The sequence below is a fragment of the Methanolobus vulcani genome, assembly GCF_006546655.1.
In the GTDB taxonomy this organism is placed as follows: domain Archaea; phylum Halobacteriota; class Methanosarcinia; order Methanosarcinales; family Methanosarcinaceae; genus Methanolobus; species Methanolobus vulcani_A.
In genome coordinates, this window is record NZ_VIAQ01000015.1 from 82739 (window position 1) to 100339 (window position 17601).

Sequence of the window (17601 nt, forward strand, 5' to 3'; positions counted from 1 at the left end):
TACAATGGCAGGCAAAAATTATCTTGATCTTAAAGCAGAAATCTGGGACACCGGAAAATGTGCAGCATGTGGTGCATGTGTAGCTGTGTGTCCGGCAGATGCTATTTATTTCGAAATGAAAAGTGACTCCACTCATCCTCTCAACAGTGGATACTGTAAGGATGCCAACGACGGGGTTCCATGTGGAGCATGCTATGAAGTATGCCCAAGAGTTGAGAAACCATCAACAGAAGTTCTTGGAAATTACCTTGATATCGTAACTGCAAAAGCAGAGATGGATATTCCAAGAAAACAGAGTGGCGGTGCAGTAACAGCAATCCTTTCCAATGCACTTGATGAGGGTATGATTGATGCAGTAGTAACTGTTGTTGAAGACCCATGGACACTGAAACCATCATCAGCTGTAATTACATCTACTGATGTACTGGTACACCAGGCAGGAAGCCGTTATAACTGGTGGGTTCCACTTGTCGCATCACTCAAAGAAGCTGTAATGAAACGTAAGTTCACCAATATAGCAGTTGTAGGTGTGCCATGTGTAACACAGGCAATGAAAGAAATGAGGACCAGCGAACTTGACCTCTTACGTCCTTTCAGGAAGAACATCCGTCTTGTAGTAGGACTCTTCTGTACTGAGACATTCGATTATGAAAAGCTCGTAGAGAACAAGCTCATTTCAGAAAACAAGATTGATCCTCTTGATATCATACACTTTGATGTAAAGGGCAAGCTTGAGATAACTCTCAAAGACGGAAGCATGACAGTTATCCCTCTGAAAGATGTAGAGGACTGTGTCCGTCCGGGATGCCACATATGTACAGACCTCACTGCCGTCAATGCAGATATATCTGCAGGTTCCATTGGTAGTGCAAAAGGTCACACAACATTGATAATACGCAATCCTGTTGGAAAAGAGTTCGTAAACAGTGCTATCAGGAATGGTAAATTATCACTTGAAGATGATGTAAATCTGGAATTGATTGAAAAGCTCTCTAAGAAGAAGCTTGAAAGAATGCCAGAGGAGTAAACCAAAAACGAAAAATGATGTTTATGGACACGGTGCCTATCCACTTCCTCTATTCTTCCTAACCATGCAATAGGCACTCGTGTCCTGTCTTTTTTCAATCAAAGCGGTCTGCTTCAGATTCTAAAGATCTTATAACTTCCCGCAATGAAAGGGATGTTTCAGGAAGAGCTCTACTACCGAGACTCTGATGATATATTATTGTTTTGCATATTTTGCGAGCATATCAAAATCTTTTTGTAATAGATGGTATTCACTCCATTTCCTCTGTCGTTAAGGACAACTGCATACCTGTAATATCCAAGTGACTCATAGAACCGGATAGCAGCAGGGTTTCCTGACCATGTACAGAGATAAATCCTATTCACTCCAGATTTTGAAAGTTCCTTTTCAAGCTGCAGACATAATGCTCTGCTAATGCCTGAATTCCTGCAGTTCGGATGCGTTGCAAGAAAATTGATGTAAGCACTATCATTACCTTTCCAGTTTTTAGTGCAGCCTATCATTCCGATGAATGTTTCATGCAGGGAATTCTCATAGCTACTATCAGGTTCAGCAACAAGGAAATTTGCATTATCAGTATCAAGGCATTTATCCACCCTTTCAGGTATGCCTCCTTCTCTTTTACTTAAAGGCGGGTAGAACTCTTTATCCACAAGTTCGATGAAGTTTGTGACCTGCAGCTTGTCAACTTTGCTGGCATACCTAATAGAAAAATCTTCTGCCATTTCAGATAGTGTTAAGGTAACGCTGTATCTCCCAATCATGCACCTGGGTTCTGTATGCATCCCACTCGGCTCTTGCAAGCCTTAGAATATTGTCGTGGACATGTACTCCCAATGTGTTTTTAAGAAGTTCGTCTTTCTCAAGGTAATCTGCGCTTTCACTGATAGTAGATGGCAGCGTATCAATACCTCTTTCCACACGCTCTTCTTTTGTCAGTTCAAATACATTGTAATCCATGATCTTCCCTGGGTCCATCTTGTTCTTTATTCCATCAAGACCTGCGGCAAGAATTGCTGCAAATGTAAGATAAGGGTTACATGAGGGGTCAGGATTTCTGAGTTCCACTCTGGTGCTTTTTCCCCTTGCCGTAGGAATTCGTATAAGTGAACTGCGGTTTGCACCTGACCATGTGATATAAACAGGCGCCTCATAGCCGGGAATAAGTCTCTTGTACGAGTTCACAAGTGGATTTGAGATACATGAGATCGCTTTGATATGTTTCAAAACACCTGCAATGAATTGTCTGGTAGTTTCACTTATTGCCATCTCTGCATTTGGATCATAAAATGCATTCTCATCACCTTTTGAAAGCGAGAGGTTGACGTGCATTCCTGAACCATTCTCCACAGCTATGGGTTTTGGCATAAATGTCGCATGCAGACCATACAGTTTTGCAATAGTCCTTGTAACATATTTGAAAGTCATCACATTGTCTGCAGTTGTCAGGGCATCTCCATACTTAAAATCAATTTCATGCTGGCCAAAAGCAACTTCGTGATGGGAAGCCTCAATGTCAAAATTAAGATCGGTTAGTGTCAGCACGATATCTCTTCGTATGTCTTCTGCGAGATCAGTTGGTGCGAACTCAAAATATCTCCCATAGTCATGAGGGGTTGTTGTTGCTTTTCCATCAACTTTCTCAAAAAGGAAAAATTCAAGTTCAGGTCCTACATTAAGGGAAAAACCCATATCTTCTGCTTCTTTCATCACCTTCTTGAGTACATAGCGCGGATCAGCTTCGAAATGTCTTCCATCTGGCATTTCTATGTCACAGATTATTCTTGCAACTCCGCCTTTGTCCTTACTCCATGGGAGTATTGCGAAAGTTCTGACATCAGGTTTTAATGTCATGTCTGATTCGTCTATCCTGACAAAACCCTCGATGGATGATCCGTCAAAGTATATTCCACTTGACAGTGCCTTTTCTATCTGGGTAACAGGGATTTCAACATCTTTAACCACTCCCTGTATGTCTGTAAACTGCAAACGTATGAATTTCACGTTATGCGTTTCAATGGCTTTGATAACGTCTTCCTTATTGCAAATTATCATTTGATCGCCTGCTATTCTTCCTCTATATATTGCACATGCAATGCAAAATTATTTTAGGCTATCTAAGTTCATGAAGTTATAGTTTGCTGTATGAATAATTGTTCTATCTGAAATCCCGTTTATTTATTAAAAGAAAAATATGTTGTTATTTTGCTAAAATATGTAATTTGATTAGTTGCGGCAAAATATATATGTTGCACTTTTATTTTTTGGCTTTAAATATTCAATTATTTCTAAATAGAACAAGTAGGCATGAGGTTACTGAGTAGTGATATTGAGTCCGAATATCTCCACTAAAATAATAACCTATATATATTCGCATAAGCCAACCGTTATCCTACTATTATTTTTCCAAATGGTTAGGAAAAGGTCGGAGGTAGGAAGACCGGCCTGAAAAATAGTATTGTAAAATAGAGGAAGTGACTAAAGCATGGGTAATCTTAGGAAACCAAATTCAAATGACGCTACTCAGACTTTTAACAGGTCAAAGAGCGTGGTACCGATGTCAGGACTCTGCACACGTTGTGTGGACGGATGTCGTGGCAATTGTGAAACTTTTAAATCTTCTTTCAGGGGGCGTGAAGTCCTGTACCCCGGACCTTTTGGTGAGATTACAGCCGGTGCAGACAAAGACTATCCGATAGACTACTCCCACCTAAACATCCAGGGATATGCCGTTGGAGCCATCGGTATGCCCGAAGACATGGTGCCTGGCCCCGAAACAGCAAGATTCCCAAACGTCAGCACTGATACAGAATACGGATGGGATAAGAAAGTCAAGATGAAAGTTCCAATATTTACCGGAGCACTGGGTTCTACAGAAATCGCAAGAAAGAACTGGGAGCATTTCGCAATTGGTGCAGCTATTTCAGGTGTCACCATTGTCTGTGGTGAGAATGTTTGTGGTATTGACCCTGAACTTAAAAGAGGCAGTGATGGACTTTTAACAGAATCTCCGGAGATGGACCGCAGGATTGAGCTTTACAAAAAGTTCTATGATGGATACGGTGAAATGCTCGTTCAGATGAATGTGGAAGACACCAATCTTGGTGTTGCAGAATACCTTTCCAGCAAACATGAAATGGACACTATTGAACTCAAGTGGGGACAGGGTGCAAAATGTATTGGTGGAGAAATAAAGGTCAAAGAACTTGACCGTGCAATTGAGCTCAAAAAGAGAGGCTACATTGTGACGCCTGACCCGGAACTTGCATCAGTGCAGGAAGCTTACAAGGTTGGTGCAATAAGAGAATTCGAAAGGCATTCAAGACTTGGATTTGTAACCGAAGAAGGATTCCATGCAGAATGTGACAGGTTAAGAGACCTCGGATTTAAGCGCATTACCTTAAAGACCGGTGCTTACTCCATGGCAGAAACTGCAATGGCACTCAAGTACAGTTCTGATGCAAAGATAGACCTGCTGACTTATGATGGTGCACCTGGAGGTACCGGAATGAGCCCATGGCCAATGATGGAGGAATGGGGAACACCAACATTCTATTTGCAGTCACTTGTATATGAGTTTGCAGAGAAGCTAAAATCCAAAGGCAAGAGAGTATCAGACCTTGCAATGGCTGGTGGATTCTCAACTGAGGATGGAATCTACAAGGTTCTTGCAATGGGTGCCCCATACTTCAAGGCAGTATGTATGGGTCGTGGACTAATGATTCCTGGAATGGTAGGAAAGAACATCGGCAAGTGGCTTGAGGAAGGAGACCTTCCAAAGACTATATCCGAGTTTGGACATAGGAAAGAAGAAATATTCGTTCACTATGAAGAACTTGAGGAACGCTATGGAAGCGAGATAGATGATATTCCACTGGGTGCCATTGGTATTTACTCCTATGCCCAGAAAACAAAGGTTGGACTCCAGCAGCTTATGGCTGGTTCCAGAAGGTTCAATACCAGTACACTCTCACGTAAGGATCTCATGGCACTTACCGAAGAGGCGGCAAAGGTTTCAGGCATCGCCTATGTCATGGAAGCATACAGGGATATTGCAGAAGAGATTCTTGACGGATAAAAAAGTAAGCTAATGCTTACTTTTCCTTTTTTATTCAAGATGAGATATTAAAGTCTGCATTTTAAACTAACAACAATGAATAAAAAATAGACTAAAGTTAAAATCGCAGATCAGATGAATTTTAGACTAACGTCTTTCATCTTGTTCCTTGCGGCAACATTGATAAGTAAAGGCGTAAGGGATTCGATCATTCCTGCGGTATCAAGAGGTCCGATATCAAGTGGTCTCATATTGGAAATGTCTTTTACAAGGCCAAACACAATCTCTTTTGCATGTGTAGAGTTACCGCAGACACCAATGTCATAATCAAGTTCCATATCCAGATTTGCCAGTTTCTTTGCAGGTACCGTATGGAAAGCTGCGACAAGTTCGGTGCTGTCAGGTATCATGGTAAAGATCTCCTGGGCGGCACTTCCAAGTTCAGGCATTGAGAAACAGAAGTATTCAGTATTGAAATCCTTACTCTCAATTGGAGTTCTGGGATAATTGCTTCCCGGACTGATGTAGCACATGTTCCTTTCCATAGGAACAACAACACTGATGACTATTTTATTTTCGATAGCAGGCTTTATAAGATCCATTACGGGAGCAAGCTGATTATACCTGATGGCAACGACTATTATCTCTGCTTTTTCGGCAGCTGTTTTGTTATCAGTACCCGTTATACTTGTGTTATGGCCGTATTTCTCAAGTATTTCGTTGTATTCTGATGCAACTGCTTTGGCTTTATCCTGTTCCCTGGAACCTATGATAATCTCATGCTTCTGGCCCCATCGCAGTGCAAACCCCTTGCCAATATTACCTGTGCCTCCAAGTATTGCAATTTTCATGACATTTCTCCTGATGTAGTGGGAATATTACCATAATCTATTGTATGTTAATGTTTTTGGTAATAATCGATAGAGATTGTTGACTGTGTTAATCAGTGTCATGGTATTTATAGTAACTCCTATCACTCTGATTGTTACATCACAAGTTCAAATTTCCTTTAAAGTTTCCACCAACAGGTCATATTGCTTTTCAAGCTCTTCAAGGTCTGTCTTGATATTTTCCATATTCTTTTCACTGGTTTCATGTTCTATCTTTGAAGCTATTTCACTAAGTGCCATTCCCCCAACACTCACTGCAGATCCTTTTATAGAGTGTGCCTTCATTATTACTTCATCTTTATTCATTTTGTCAATAGCTTCTTTAAGAGCACTAAGTTGTATAGGCATATTTCTGTTAAAAATTTCAATGATCTGTCTTGCCATTTCAATATCGCCCATTACATTATACAAAAATGAATCCTTATCAAATATCACAGGCTCAACTATGTTTTTACTGAGCGATTTATCCGGTATTTCATTTTCAGTGGATAGTCCTGACCATTTTTCAATTATCCTGACAAGTGATTTCGGATTGATTGGTTTTGAAAGGTAGTCATTCATTCCTGCATCCTTACAATGTTCTTTATCCCCTTTCATTGCATGGGCTGTCAGTGCAATGATTGGTATATCGTGGTTCAGTACAGAGGATTCTTTGTTGCGGATATTTTTTGTAGCTTCCAATCCATCCATTTCCGGCATCTGTACATCCATAAGAACAAGGTCATACTCTTTCTTTTCAAGAGCTTCGATTGCTTCAAGACCATTATTAGCAACATCTGCGGTGATACCTATTTTTTGCAGTAGACCCTGTGCAACACGCTGGTTAATAGCATTATCTTCAACTAGCAAAACCCTCACATTTTTGTTCAGGTTGCTGTTCTGTTCAGCTATATCTCCACTCATGGCAGGATAATTCTGTTGTTTTTTGCCAACAGCAATTTCGTATAACCGGTTGAAAAGCTCCGATACCTTAACAGGTTTTGTGATATAAGCATTAAAATAATCCTTGTTTTCTTCCCATATATCTGAGCTCTCGATCGTAGATCCTAACATTATCAAGTGGACATCTTTAATGTCTTTGTCTGATTTGATTATACGTCCAAGTAACAGCCCATCCATTTCCGGCATCTGCATATCAAGCAGAACTATCTGGTAAGGGTCACCTGATTTATGTGATTTTAAAAGAGCGTTAAGTGCTGATGCCCCACTTGAAGCTTCTTCTACGCGCATGTTCCATGAACTTAGCAGTTTGGTGAGAACTTCACGATTAGTTTTATTATCGTCTACTATCAGTGCATGCATTCCGTTTAGTACGTCAGTACATACTTTCTTTCCATCTTTACACGAGTGTTTATCAAAAGTAACTTTGAACCAGAACTTAGAACCTTTTCCTATTTCGCTTTCAACGCCAATCTCGCCATTCATCAGTTCGACAAGCTGCTTTGAAAGAGCAAGTCCCAGCCCGGTTCCGCCATAGTTTCGTGTTGTTGACGCATCAACCTGGGAGAATTTCTGGAAAAGAAGTTTCTTCTTATCATCAGGAATTCCAATTCCTGTGTCAGTTACAGTAAATAGCAACGTGGCCTGTGAATCTGTTTCAGAGTCAAGGCTAATGAGAATAACAACTTCTCCCTGATGACTGAATTTGATGGCATTGGAACCCAGATTTATAATAATTTGCTTCAACCTTACAGGATCAGTTGTGATATTCATGGGTACACCAGGTTCTGCCATGCATATCAGTTCCAGGTCTTTATCACTTATTCTCATGGAGAGCAGTGATGCTACTTCTTCCAGAGTATCATTAAGGTCTATATTGAGCTCTTCAAGTTCCAGCTTACCTGCTTCGATCTTTGAGATATCAAGTATATCGTTTATAAGCTCCAGTAAAACCTCGCCACTCATTTTTATGGTTTCAACATAGTGTCGCTGTTGTTCATCAAGGTGCGTATCAGTCAGCAGACGTGTCATTCCGATAACACCATTCATTGGTGTACGTATCTCATGGGACATGTTTGCAAGGAAATCACTCTTTGCCTGTGTGGTTTCCTCTGCTGCATTTTTTGCCTCTATCAGTTTCTTCTCTATTTCTTTCCTATCCGAAAGATCATAGAAACTCTCTATGATGTATCTCCTATCATTCATTTTTACAGCAATAGCAGACTTCACAATGGGTATTTCAGTTCCATCATGTTTATGCAGAGTGCACTCAGATTTAGAGATTTTCTGATGCATGTCGATAACCGGGCATTTGTCTTTGTTATCAGCACAGACAAAAGTGTTGCAGAGATTTCCTGTTATCTTTTCTTTTGGCAGGCCGATGAGCTTTTCTGCAATTGGGTTTGCATCAATTATCTCTTTTGTTTCAGCATCTATCATGATAAGGCCAGTATCAATATTATTGATGATAGTTGCCATTCTTTCGAGGTTCTCTTTTTCCATTTTTTCTATTTTCTTGCGTTCGGTTATATCACGTACCGTCACAAGTATAAGTTCCTCTGAACCAAAAAAGACATTAGTTGCAGTAATTTCTACCGGGTAGATTTTTCCACTCTTATGGATATGCTGCGTTTCCTGAGTTACGGATGTTCCCGGTGGCCGATGTGTCCATTGATGTATGATATCTTCACGCTTACGGTCTGCCGGTAAAAAATCAAATACTGTAAGGTTTAACAGTTCTTCTTTGCTATATCCTGATTGATGAACAGCTTCATTGTTGGCATCAATTATATTCCCTTTAAGGTCATGCAGGTAAATTCCTTCCGCAGACTGGTTGAACAACAAGCGATATTTTTGTTCACGTTCGCGCAATTCATTTTCAATTTTCTTTTGATGTGTAATGTCCCTGGCAATCCCTTCAATTGATAGCAGGTTCCCTACATCGTCATAATTATGGATGGTCTTTTGTTCCAGCCAAAAAATTTCGCCGTTCTTTTTAATCCAGCGGAATGTATTAGTATCTCGTTTGCAATTTTTCTTACTGGTCATTCTGAGATTTGTTTCATCATCAGGATGAACCATCTTAAATATGAGTTTGGGATCGGTATAGAATTCATCAGGAGTATAACCTGAGATCTTGAACACAGCAGGACTGATGTACGAGAATCCTTCATTAAGTTCATAATGATAGACTATATCATCAGCATTTTCAGCTAAGGTTCTGAACTTTTCTTCACTCTTTTTGAGCGCTTCTTCTGTTCCTATTTGCCCTATGATATTCCATACGGAATCCATAAGAAGGCTTACCTGAAGCGAATCGTTCTCAGTATAATCATTATCTTTGTTTGCAACCCCTATTACAGCAACAATTTTTCCTTTTCTGAAAATAGGGATGGTCATAAATTTCTCAATTTCAACGTGTCCATGAGGATAGCCCCTGATCAATGGATTTGGTTGATGACAATCATTGACTATGATTGCTTTTCGCTGCCTGACAGGCTCTCCCCAGATACCGGTATCCTCAAGATTATAAAGAAAATCTATTTTTGAAACATTACATTGTTCCATTACATTCCTTGACCACGAGTTAAGTGTAAATTTTTTCTCTTCTTCGTTGTAGTCAAAAATATAACCAACTTTACTTTTGCTGAGTATAATAGCTTTTTCAAGTGCAAGGTCAAGTGCTTCATTAATTGAATCGTGCTTTGTCTGAAGTATCTCTACAAGGATTTTTAATCTTTCATCCCTGGCACGCAATTCATTTTCTGCTTTTTTTGTTTCAGTGATGTCTTGCAGAGCAAAGCAAATGAGTTCTTTTTCATCGATTATAATAGGAATTGTGCGGATTTCAATATTGCATTCTTTTTCTGCATATATATGGCTGAAGGAAAAGTCATTTTGAATACCTTCACCTGTTTTGTCTATGCACAACTTGATCTCTTTCTCGGGTAATGCATTGATATCAGATACTTTTTTTCCGATTACGGATTTATAAGAACACTTATAGTAATCACAGGCAGCATTATTTGCATCCAGTATCTCAAGACTTTCAGGGTCTATAAGCAGCATTACAGCATTGTTATTTTCAAATAATGCTTTGTATCTTTTAGAATCATTGTTCTTGATCATTTCTGCTTTTCCGTTATTGCATCCAATCATCATATCTCCTTGCCAGGTGATTTTCCTGGTAAAGAATCACTTTCTTTAGAGGCATTTGTTCACTATAAGTTCCTTGTAAGTGAAACAAATAACACATATGCATTGCTCATTTATATGAGTTATATTATATATGGTGCTGTATTATATAACTTCTCTGAGCCACAACTTTTTAAAAAACAATATAAGTCAGCACAGATTGAACAGTCAATATAGTAAGTGAGAACAATATCATACGATATGTTCTCTAATCTCAAAATAAACTTTATTAAATCATGGAAAAGGCCTACCTGATTAATGATATCAGGAGAATATATTTAATTTCAGGTAAACCGTGGTGTCATAGGAAGGTCATTGTATCAGAACAATGACTTAAGCATATTGATAAGGCCGCTGAGAAGCCCTGTGGTCTCTTCATTCGAGTCTGTAGTAGAATCTGCACTATTGTCGGAATCACTATCAGTTGATCCTTCGTCCGGTCTTCCCATCTGAGCTCCATCGCCCATACTTCCATTTCCAGGGAATTCTCCATCTGGTGCTCCTTCAGGTGCCTGCATGGTTCCGTTTCCCATCATGCTTTCACCTTCCATGGGTTCCATTTCACCCATTCCTCTTTCTCCACCAGGTCCATTTTGCTGCATCAGGGATTCACGGACTTCTTCCGGTGCCTCTTCCATCATTGTTCTGAGTTCATTCATTATGTCCTCAACAGCATCTTCATCATCTGTGTCTTCTAGTTCTGTTTTCAGTGACTCCATCTGCTCAAGAAGGCTGTCTATGGATTCTAATGTGTCATCATCGTCCGTTTCTGATTGAAGGGTGGTAAGTGCATCTATATTGTTCTCTATCATTTCAAGTGTCATTTCTTTCATCTGGGTAGCATCCATTTCCGGTATTTCCATGCTGTCACTGTCTTCCAGTGCATAAACTCCCGGTATTGCGGTGCTAAACATTATCATTAGTAAAGCAAATGATATCGTTAACTCTCTTCTCATGTTAAAACTCCTTTAATTTAGATTTATGAGATAGGAATGATCCTATCTCATAGAGGTTGGTGGTAGTGATTATATCACAGACTATTCCTTTTCTTCTTACTCTTCGGTTACCTCTTCCTCAAGTTCAGGAGCAGGGCCCATTGGTCTGTGTTCTCCTCCATACCCTTCAGGACGTGGGTTGTTTTCCCTGTATTCTTCCAGTATTTCCTTTAGTTCATCAAGTGAATCTACACTGTCGATGTCTTCAAGAAGCTCATCAAGTTCAGTTATCTGCTTCTCTATTTCTGCTTCTTCGTCATCATCTTCAGTGTCTGCAAGCTTTTCATCGAGCATTTCGATTCTTTTGGTTATGTGTTCTGTTTCTCTCTCTACAAGATACTCCATTTCTTCATCATCTGAATCGAATACCATCTCTTTTACATCCGGTCTTTCACCCTTTACCGGATTCTCCGTCATCATAGATTCCCTGGCAGTTTCCATTATTTCTTTGATATCATCGAGTGTAGTTGCATCTTCGATGTCTTCAAGAAGCTCATTAAGTTCAGTTATCTGCTCTTCAATTTCTGCTTCTTCATCTTCATCATCTGTGTCTGCAAGTTTTTCTTCAAGCATTTCTATTTGCCTGGAGATGGATTCATTTGCTCTTTCTACAAGGAAGTCCATTTCTTCTTCTTCGGTATCAAAGACTGGAGCCTCCATGTCATCACTGTCCATATCGGGAGCTCCGCAAGGACCGTGTCCCATCTTATGATCTACAGCTCCTCCGGAGTCATCTGATGTTTCTGTTTCATCGGCAAAGGCGCCTGGTGTCACAGCACATAACACCATTGCTACCAATGAAATACAGGTCAGTATTTTCAAGACTTTGTGTTTCATTTTCTGTCTCCTTTTTCTCTGCCCTGTCAGAGAATTGCCTCAATTATTGGCGTGCTTCTGACATTTTCCAGATTTGCAGGCTTAAATATAAGGATACTTAGCAAAAAGAAGTTCAATTACGTCTTTAAATTTAAAAATAAAACTTCTATAAAGTTTTATTATTCGGGGAAACCTTTGAAATGCTTAAAACAAAAGATTAAATTTAAAATCTGATGTTGGATATGTTGATGTCCGGAAGAAATTTGCAGATTTTATGTAATCTAATATCAAAGAAAAGCCTATGATGTGGTAATATTAAACCGGCTATTATTTTATTGTAATTGATTTCAATAAATGAGCTGTATGTAAGTTCAATTTTTAAAAGTTCGAATTTTCAATGCTATTAATAGTCATGTCCGATCTGTTTCTATGGTGTTGACAAATGCCAATCTGTTCTCATCTCTTCTCAGAACTACTCTGATCAATCAATTTATAAATGTCGATATAACAAGTTTAAATCGATTATAAATTGATATTTTTAGTTTTTAACAGCTTTTGTCTATCTATATAGTTTTAATTTTAAATTATATTCTCAAAAAAGCTTTATAAAGCTTAAAATGCCTGATACTTGCTTATTATTTTCCTGAAAATCTCTTTCGCTTTAAGTATGTTTATATTTTAATCTCCCAATTCGGAGTATAATTCAAAAAACGTAAAGGTGCATTATACTATGTTAATTTGCTATACACAATACCATAAAAAGAGAATAATCAGGAGGTGATCCCATGAAAAAGTTACCACTTATAGTATTGGGAGTTCTCGTAGTGATGGTGTTAATAATGGGTCTGTCGGATCGTGACAGGCACCATGGCTATGAAGGCAATTCTAAAATGTCTTCCAGCCCGCCGGAATACACATTATATGGTGAAGTCCAATCACCTGTTTCGAATGAAAAAATAAATCCAAAAGATGAGAAGTCATTTCTGGAGGATAATGTAGAGAAATCTGATGAGATAATTCTACGTCTTGAAGATTCCATAGAGCGTCTGGAAAACGAAGGAAAGGATGTAAGTGATCTTCAGGAAATGGTTACAGATTATTCATCACTGGTTTCCGATGCAAAGGCGTATCTTGAAAAGGCAGATAGTGCAGAATCCGCCTCTGAAGAGGAGAAATACATTTCTTTGTCCAGAGAAAAGATGATCCAGTCTGATATCTTGCTGAAAAAGATATTTGTGGACATGCACAATTATATGCCAGGGCCTGTTGAAATAACGGGAAATGAAAGTCTTGATGCCAATGGAAGCGGAGTAATAATTCTCTCCGGTGATCTTGATGCCGATATCAGTATGTCTTCTGGAAAAATCTCTGTAGTAGACTTTGAAGGTGACATGTCTATTGATACGGATGAATTGGAAAATGCAAATATAGTTACTGAATCTGCAATTTCCACATCTGCAAATAATGAATCACATAGAATGATTTCTTATGTGGATGTTCAGGGCAATGTGAGCCTGTCAGGTTCAAGTATGACAATTGCTGTTATGGGTGACAATACAACTCTGCATGTAACTGGTTCTGGAGAAATCCAGCTCTATGGAAATGGAAGTTATTGTCTGGATAATTCCGGTTCTGTAACTGAAGGGTTCTGGTTAGCACCTATATTTGATACTGTATGACACTGTATAGCACCAAAATAAAACCACCCTGGATGGTATTGTAACATGAAAGTGACATCCTTTGCAGGTTGCATTGCCATCCTTCTTATTTTATCTACAGTAGCTGGTGCAGAGAACACTGCAACTGTTCATGGTGTGGCTTATGACTGGAGTACTCTTGCTCCTCTGGATAATGTTATAATTGAAGTAAACTCCACTCCTGCGCAATCCATAGTTGCAAAATATGGAGTGTATTCTTTTGATCTTCCGGAAGGGAACTATCGTATAACTGCAAGTTATTACATGAATAATGATCTTATTTGCTATGACGAGGAAGATATTACGATCGCAGATGAAGGAAATTATGTCGTAGATCTGCTATTGATTCCTTCATATTCGAATAACAGTACACAAGAAACTATTAGTTCTATTAGTTCTAGTTCTGTCCATTCTTCTATCAACCTTCTAACGTTATCTGTTATCGTAGTCCTGATTTTACTTGCTTCACTGGTTTTCAAAATACGGAACCCCGAGAAAACAGGGGTATTGGCGAAAAAACAGGAAAACAGGTCAAAATCATTTCCAAATAATACAGGCAAAACGAATTCGAGTCATTTAGTTCTTCAAAATACGTCCGCATCCAAAAATAGCATGCATAATCAACAATCAGCCGCATTGAGTTCCGAGCATCTGGAAATACTTGATATTATTCGCTCTGCCGGTGGAACAATGTCACAAAAAGAATTACGTAAACATCTGAGCTATTCAGAAGGTAAGGCAAGTGTAATGATTTTTGACCTTGAAAATAGAGGTTATATAAAGAAAGTAAAAAAAGGCCGTGGAAATATCCTGTATCTTATCGAAATGGATGCCTGATTCGGCAAATCTGAAGGCCAAATGCCCTGTTTTTGTGTTCTCTTATCCTATCATACATAATTACAATTTCCCATGTATCATATCTTTTAATTGATATCATAAATTTACGCATTTATAAGGCTCAATGTGTGTTTTAAAAGTTCCAAACTCTCCTAATAAGCGTTAAAACATCTATATGATCTTTTTTTATGATTTAATGTAGCTATAAAGTATTAAATCCAATATTTGGTGGATGATCCTTTTTCTTGTAAGTATGCTTTTATTTAAAATTACCAATTGGTGAATTGCCCGACAACTACTATGTTGGAGGGCACCACCCCACTTAGGTGGCACCTAACCCCCAACCACATCCAGCCTAAGGTGCCACCACTGTACCAACAACCCCCTCCTCGCTTAAGAGGTGCCCACCCTATCCGGGGCATCTCTTAACCGATACGGAGTAAAAAGGTGAATATTTGCCTGATATGAAAGATACCTTAAAGCAATTCATAGACTCAAGGCTTCAGGAAGCAACTCGTGCCCAGGCCATTTATCCCAATAATGTATATGTTGCATCCGGTCTGATCAAACAGCTTAAATCCGATAAGTTACATGACCTCTCAGAGTCATCCTCACGTGATTCTGACTTTAAGGATATTGACATTTCCAGATGTCACCATATAAAGACGCCAGCAAAGAAGGATTTCCTTTGGTGATATTTTATATTTGTTTGTTCTTATCTTTGCTAGTTTGTTCCTATGGTCTTCAGGCCGTTTTCTGCTTTATCGGCCCAAGTCCATATTTTTATATTTTGGATACTTGATTTCAATTGGTCGATTTTTATTTATAAAACGGGCAGTCTCATGGCTATCTTTTTATATAAATACAATTCATTGAAAGAGAGAAAACGTTTAATGCAGATGATATCTGTTACCTTGTAATAGTGCAGACACATAATTATAATTAATTTAATTAATTGATCTCAGGATGTGGCCATCAATGAAAAAAATGCCTCTTACAGTATTAATTATCCTTATGTTAATGGTTGTAATTTCAGGTTTGGCTGATTCTGATGATTCACATCCGTATTCTGATGACAGACAGGATGATCACAGAGGTCGTTCTGCACCTCCTTTAGATGTGTTTACTCTATCTCCCACGATGAATGAAGAAAGTTTCCTTGAAGATAATATAGATAAATCCGAATCAATGGTTCTAAGGCTTGAAAATGCCAGCCAGGAACTGGAGAATAAAGGGAATGATGTTTCTGATCTTAAGGGAATGATAACGTATTACTCTCATTTAGTATCTGAATCCCGTTCTTATCTTGAAATGGCGAATTCTGCGTATTCAGAAGATGAAAAACAGAAGTTTCTGGGACTGTCCAGAGAGAGTATAATCAAGGCGAATTCAGAACTCAAACCAATACTGGATGAAATGAAGGAATATCTTCCTGGTCCTGTTATACTGGAGAACAACACACTCAATGCACAAGGTAGCGGAGTTGCCATTCTATCAGGCGATCTCGAAATGAGTTTTTTCCTGACAGAAGGCAAATTCTCTGTGGTTGATTTTGATGGCAACATGATTATTGATATGGATGCTGATTATAGTATGGAATCCCCATCAGAAAGGATGCTTCCGACTGATTTGGCTAAATCTCACACAATGGAATCATATATCGATGTAACAGGTAATGTTTCCATATCAGGTTCTGCCTGTACAGTAGCTATTATGGCAGATAATATGACCCTGACTGCAACCGGACAGGGTGAGATTGAACTTATAGGAAATGGAACTTATTATCTCGATAACGGTATATCTGAAGAACAAGAAAATGTGTGGATGATACCAATATTTGAAAGGACAGATGTTGGAAAACCGTTCAAGGAATGACAGGGTTGCGTGACATGAAATCAGTATATTATATCTGCTGTATTGTAATTCTCCTGGCAATGACAGGTATTGGGTCAGCAGCTAATATTGCAACAGTGCATGGCGTAGCCTATGAATGGAGTACGTTTGATCCTCTTGACAATGCTATCATTGAGGTAAACTCAACACCTGCACAGTCAATGGTGGCTCCGTATGGTGTATATTCCTTTGAACTGGCAAATGGCACATACACAATCACTGCAAGTTATTATGAGGATGATCAGCTTACTTATTATGCAGAGGATGTAATTACAGTTTCAGAAGAAGGAAACTATGTTCTTGATCTATTACTGGTTCCTTCCTATTCCAGTTCCAATGAATCAGCATCGGATACGGAGAGTTCATCAGATACTAACAGTAATTCTCTTCTTTACGGTTCCATACTGCTTATCGCTGTTCTTCTTGTTCTTCTTATATCCCAGATGAAACAAAAACCACAAACTTCAAAGCACGCCGGTGTAAAGAAGGAAGAAGTTTATCATGCTGCTGTGGAAGTTCCTGCTAAGGTTGAACAAAAACCTATACAGCATGAGGAAAAAACAGTGGTCACTGAGATAGAGACTTCAAACACGACAGATATTATGCAGGAACCAGAGCAGGATATCATCGAATTAGAAGAACCCGATACTAAAATTGAGGAACCTGTGGATGAAATATCTGCTCCTTCCATGAAGTCTGAATCAGTGGTTGAGGGGCGTGAAACAGTGTCCTCCTCCCCTCAGGAAACGGTTATTTCAAATGAGCCTGTTCCTGCTGACCTTCAGGAAATACTGGACATACTGAAATCCCAGGGAGGAAGGATGACGCAGAAAGATATGCGTAAGCGCCTGAAGTACTCAGAAGGAAAGGTAAGTCTTATGCTTCTTGATCTTGAGAAGAGGGGTAAGATCCAGAAATTCAAGAAAGGGCGTGGTAATGTCCTTTTCCTCGTGGAATCTGAGGAATAATTTCTTCTTTTTATGTTATGATTTAATTCCTGATATCCTATATTTGCCAATTTTTTCCAAAACTATCTTTAATGTGTAATATTCAATGATAACTCTTTAAATGTAGATTAGTTATACTATACGTCATTGATAAGTTTTGAAGTCACTTATAACTCTCTGTTTATCTATTATATGCTCTATAAAGCTTCATTACCAAATTCTAACTGATTTTGACTCTTTTTGAAATAAGTATGCTTTTATTTAAAACTGCTAATTTGGGGATTGCTTGTCAGCAGTGAGCTGGCAGG

General features: G+C 38.9%; 13 protein-coding genes. 7 read left to right on the forward strand and 6 right to left on the reverse strand.

Annotation, left to right across the window (positions count from 1 at the left end; all coding sequences use genetic code 11):
* Nucleotides 1-4: 4 nt before the first annotated feature.
* Entirely contained in the window at nucleotides 5-1027 is a 1023-nt protein-coding gene (locus tag FKV42_RS07780) for a Coenzyme F420 hydrogenase/dehydrogenase, beta subunit C-terminal domain (RefSeq protein ID WP_154809671.1), read from the forward strand.
* A gap of 173 nt (nucleotides 1028-1200) precedes the next feature.
* On the opposite strand, the gene FKV42_RS07785 is transcribed toward FKV42_RS07780, so the two are convergent.
* Both FKV42_RS07785 and glnA read right to left on the reverse strand, forming a co-directional pair.
* Nucleotides 1201-1752 (reverse strand): GNAT family N-acetyltransferase, encoded by a 552-nt coding sequence (locus tag FKV42_RS07785; RefSeq protein WP_196214086.1) that lies wholly within the window; start codon nucleotides 1750-1752, stop codon nucleotides 1201-1203.
* A 1-nt stretch (nucleotide 1753) separates the two neighbouring features.
* Complete coding sequence (gene glnA, locus FKV42_RS07790; RefSeq protein WP_154809673.1) at nucleotides 1754-3082, reverse strand: type I glutamate--ammonia ligase; 1329 nt, start codon at nucleotides 3080-3082, stop codon at nucleotides 1754-1756.
* Between the two features lie 430 nt (nucleotides 3083-3512).
* On the opposite strand from glnA, the gene FKV42_RS07795 reads away from it, so the two are divergent.
* Nucleotides 3513-5105 carry a glutamate synthase-related protein gene (locus FKV42_RS07795; protein WP_154809674.1) on the forward strand — a complete coding sequence of 531 codons (1593 nt, stop codon included), beginning with the start codon at nucleotides 3513-3515 and terminating at the stop codon, nucleotides 5103-5105.
* Nucleotides 5106-5215: 110 nt separating this feature from the next.
* Here the strand turns inward: FKV42_RS07795 and FKV42_RS07800 are convergent, their stop codons facing one another.
* The 4 genes from FKV42_RS07800 to FKV42_RS07815 all read right to left on the reverse strand — a co-directional run bounded on the left by FKV42_RS07800 (nucleotide 5216) and on the right by FKV42_RS07815 (nucleotide 11940).
* Nucleotides 5216-5935: an NAD(P)-binding domain-containing protein gene (locus FKV42_RS07800; RefSeq protein ID WP_154809675.1), complete on the reverse strand. Its 720-nt coding sequence runs from the start codon at nucleotides 5933-5935 to the stop codon at nucleotides 5216-5218.
* 147 nt (nucleotides 5936-6082) lie between these two features.
* Nucleotides 6083-10075, reverse strand: a complete 3993-nt coding sequence (locus tag FKV42_RS07805) for a PAS domain S-box protein (protein ID WP_154809676.1) — start codon at nucleotides 10073-10075, stop codon at nucleotides 6083-6085.
* Between the two features lie 353 nt (nucleotides 10076-10428).
* The gene (locus FKV42_RS07810; protein ID WP_154809677.1) at nucleotides 10429-11064 is read right to left on the reverse strand and encodes a hypothetical protein; all 636 of its coding nucleotides are present in this window, start codon (nucleotides 11062-11064) and stop codon (nucleotides 10429-10431) included.
* Nucleotides 11065-11160: 96 nt separating this feature from the next.
* Nucleotides 11161-11940: a PCRF domain-containing protein gene (locus FKV42_RS07815; protein WP_154809678.1), complete on the reverse strand. Its 780-nt coding sequence runs from the start codon at nucleotides 11938-11940 to the stop codon at nucleotides 11161-11163.
* A gap of 764 nt (nucleotides 11941-12704) precedes the next feature.
* On the opposite strand from FKV42_RS07815, the gene FKV42_RS07820 reads away from it, so the two are divergent.
* From FKV42_RS07820 to FKV42_RS14120, 5 genes are all read left to right on the forward strand, one after another.
* A complete protein-coding gene (locus FKV42_RS07820) occupies nucleotides 12705-13598 on the forward strand; it encodes a hypothetical protein (RefSeq protein ID WP_154809679.1) in 894 nt (297 codons plus the stop codon).
* A gap of 45 nt (nucleotides 13599-13643) precedes the next feature.
* The gene (locus tag FKV42_RS07825; RefSeq protein ID WP_154809680.1) at nucleotides 13644-14453 is read left to right on the forward strand and encodes a helix-turn-helix transcriptional regulator; all 810 of its coding nucleotides are present in this window, start codon (nucleotides 13644-13646) and stop codon (nucleotides 14451-14453) included.
* Nucleotides 14454-14917: 464 nt separating this feature from the next.
* The gene (locus tag FKV42_RS07830) at nucleotides 14918-15148 is read left to right on the forward strand and encodes a hypothetical protein (RefSeq protein ID WP_196214087.1); all 231 of its coding nucleotides are present in this window, start codon (nucleotides 14918-14920) and stop codon (nucleotides 15146-15148) included.
* Between the two features lie 283 nt (nucleotides 15149-15431).
* A complete protein-coding gene (locus FKV42_RS07835; protein ID WP_154809682.1) occupies nucleotides 15432-16328 on the forward strand; it encodes a hypothetical protein in 897 nt (298 codons plus the stop codon).
* Nucleotides 16329-16342: 14 nt separating this feature from the next.
* A complete protein-coding gene (locus FKV42_RS14120; protein WP_230375544.1) occupies nucleotides 16343-17314 on the forward strand; it encodes a helix-turn-helix transcriptional regulator in 972 nt (323 codons plus the stop codon).
* Nucleotides 17315-17601: the final 287 nt, after the last annotated feature.

Excerpts from the sequence above, each read along its gene's own strand:
- FKV42_RS07835 (WP_154809682.1), top strand. The coding sequence starts at position 15,432 with ATGAAAAAAATGCCTCTTACAGTATTAATTATCCTTATGTTAATGGTT.
- FKV42_RS07825 (WP_154809680.1), top strand. The coding sequence starts at position 13,644 with ATGAAAGTGACATCCTTTGCAGGTTGCATTGCCATCCTTCTTATTTTA.
- FKV42_RS07805 (WP_154809676.1), bottom strand. The coding sequence starts at position 10,075 with ATGATGATTGGATGCAATAACGGAAAAGCAGAAATGATCAAGAACAAT.
- FKV42_RS07830 (WP_196214087.1), top strand. The coding sequence starts at position 14,918 with ATGAAAGATACCTTAAAGCAATTCATAGACTCAAGGCTTCAGGAAGCA.
- FKV42_RS07820 (WP_154809679.1), top strand. The coding sequence starts at position 12,705 with ATGAAAAAGTTACCACTTATAGTATTGGGAGTTCTCGTAGTGATGGTG.
- FKV42_RS07795 (WP_154809674.1), top strand. The coding sequence starts at position 3,513 with ATGGGTAATCTTAGGAAACCAAATTCAAATGACGCTACTCAGACTTTT.
- FKV42_RS07780 (WP_154809671.1), top strand. The coding sequence starts at position 5 with ATGGCAGGCAAAAATTATCTTGATCTTAAAGCAGAAATCTGGGACACC.
- FKV42_RS07785 (WP_196214086.1), bottom strand. The coding sequence starts at position 1,752 with ATGGCAGAAGATTTTTCTATTAGGTATGCCAGCAAAGTTGACAAGCTG.
- FKV42_RS07800 (WP_154809675.1), bottom strand. The coding sequence starts at position 5,935 with ATGAAAATTGCAATACTTGGAGGCACAGGTAATATTGGCAAGGGGTTT.
- FKV42_RS14120 (WP_230375544.1), top strand. The coding sequence starts at position 16,343 with ATGAAATCAGTATATTATATCTGCTGTATTGTAATTCTCCTGGCAATG.
- glnA (WP_154809673.1), bottom strand. The coding sequence starts at position 3,082 with ATGATAATTTGCAATAAGGAAGACGTTATCAAAGCCATTGAAACGCAT.
- FKV42_RS07810 (WP_154809677.1), bottom strand. The coding sequence starts at position 11,064 with ATGAGAAGAGAGTTAACGATATCATTTGCTTTACTAATGATAATGTTT.
- FKV42_RS07815 (WP_154809678.1), bottom strand. The coding sequence starts at position 11,940 with ATGAAACACAAAGTCTTGAAAATACTGACCTGTATTTCATTGGTAGCA.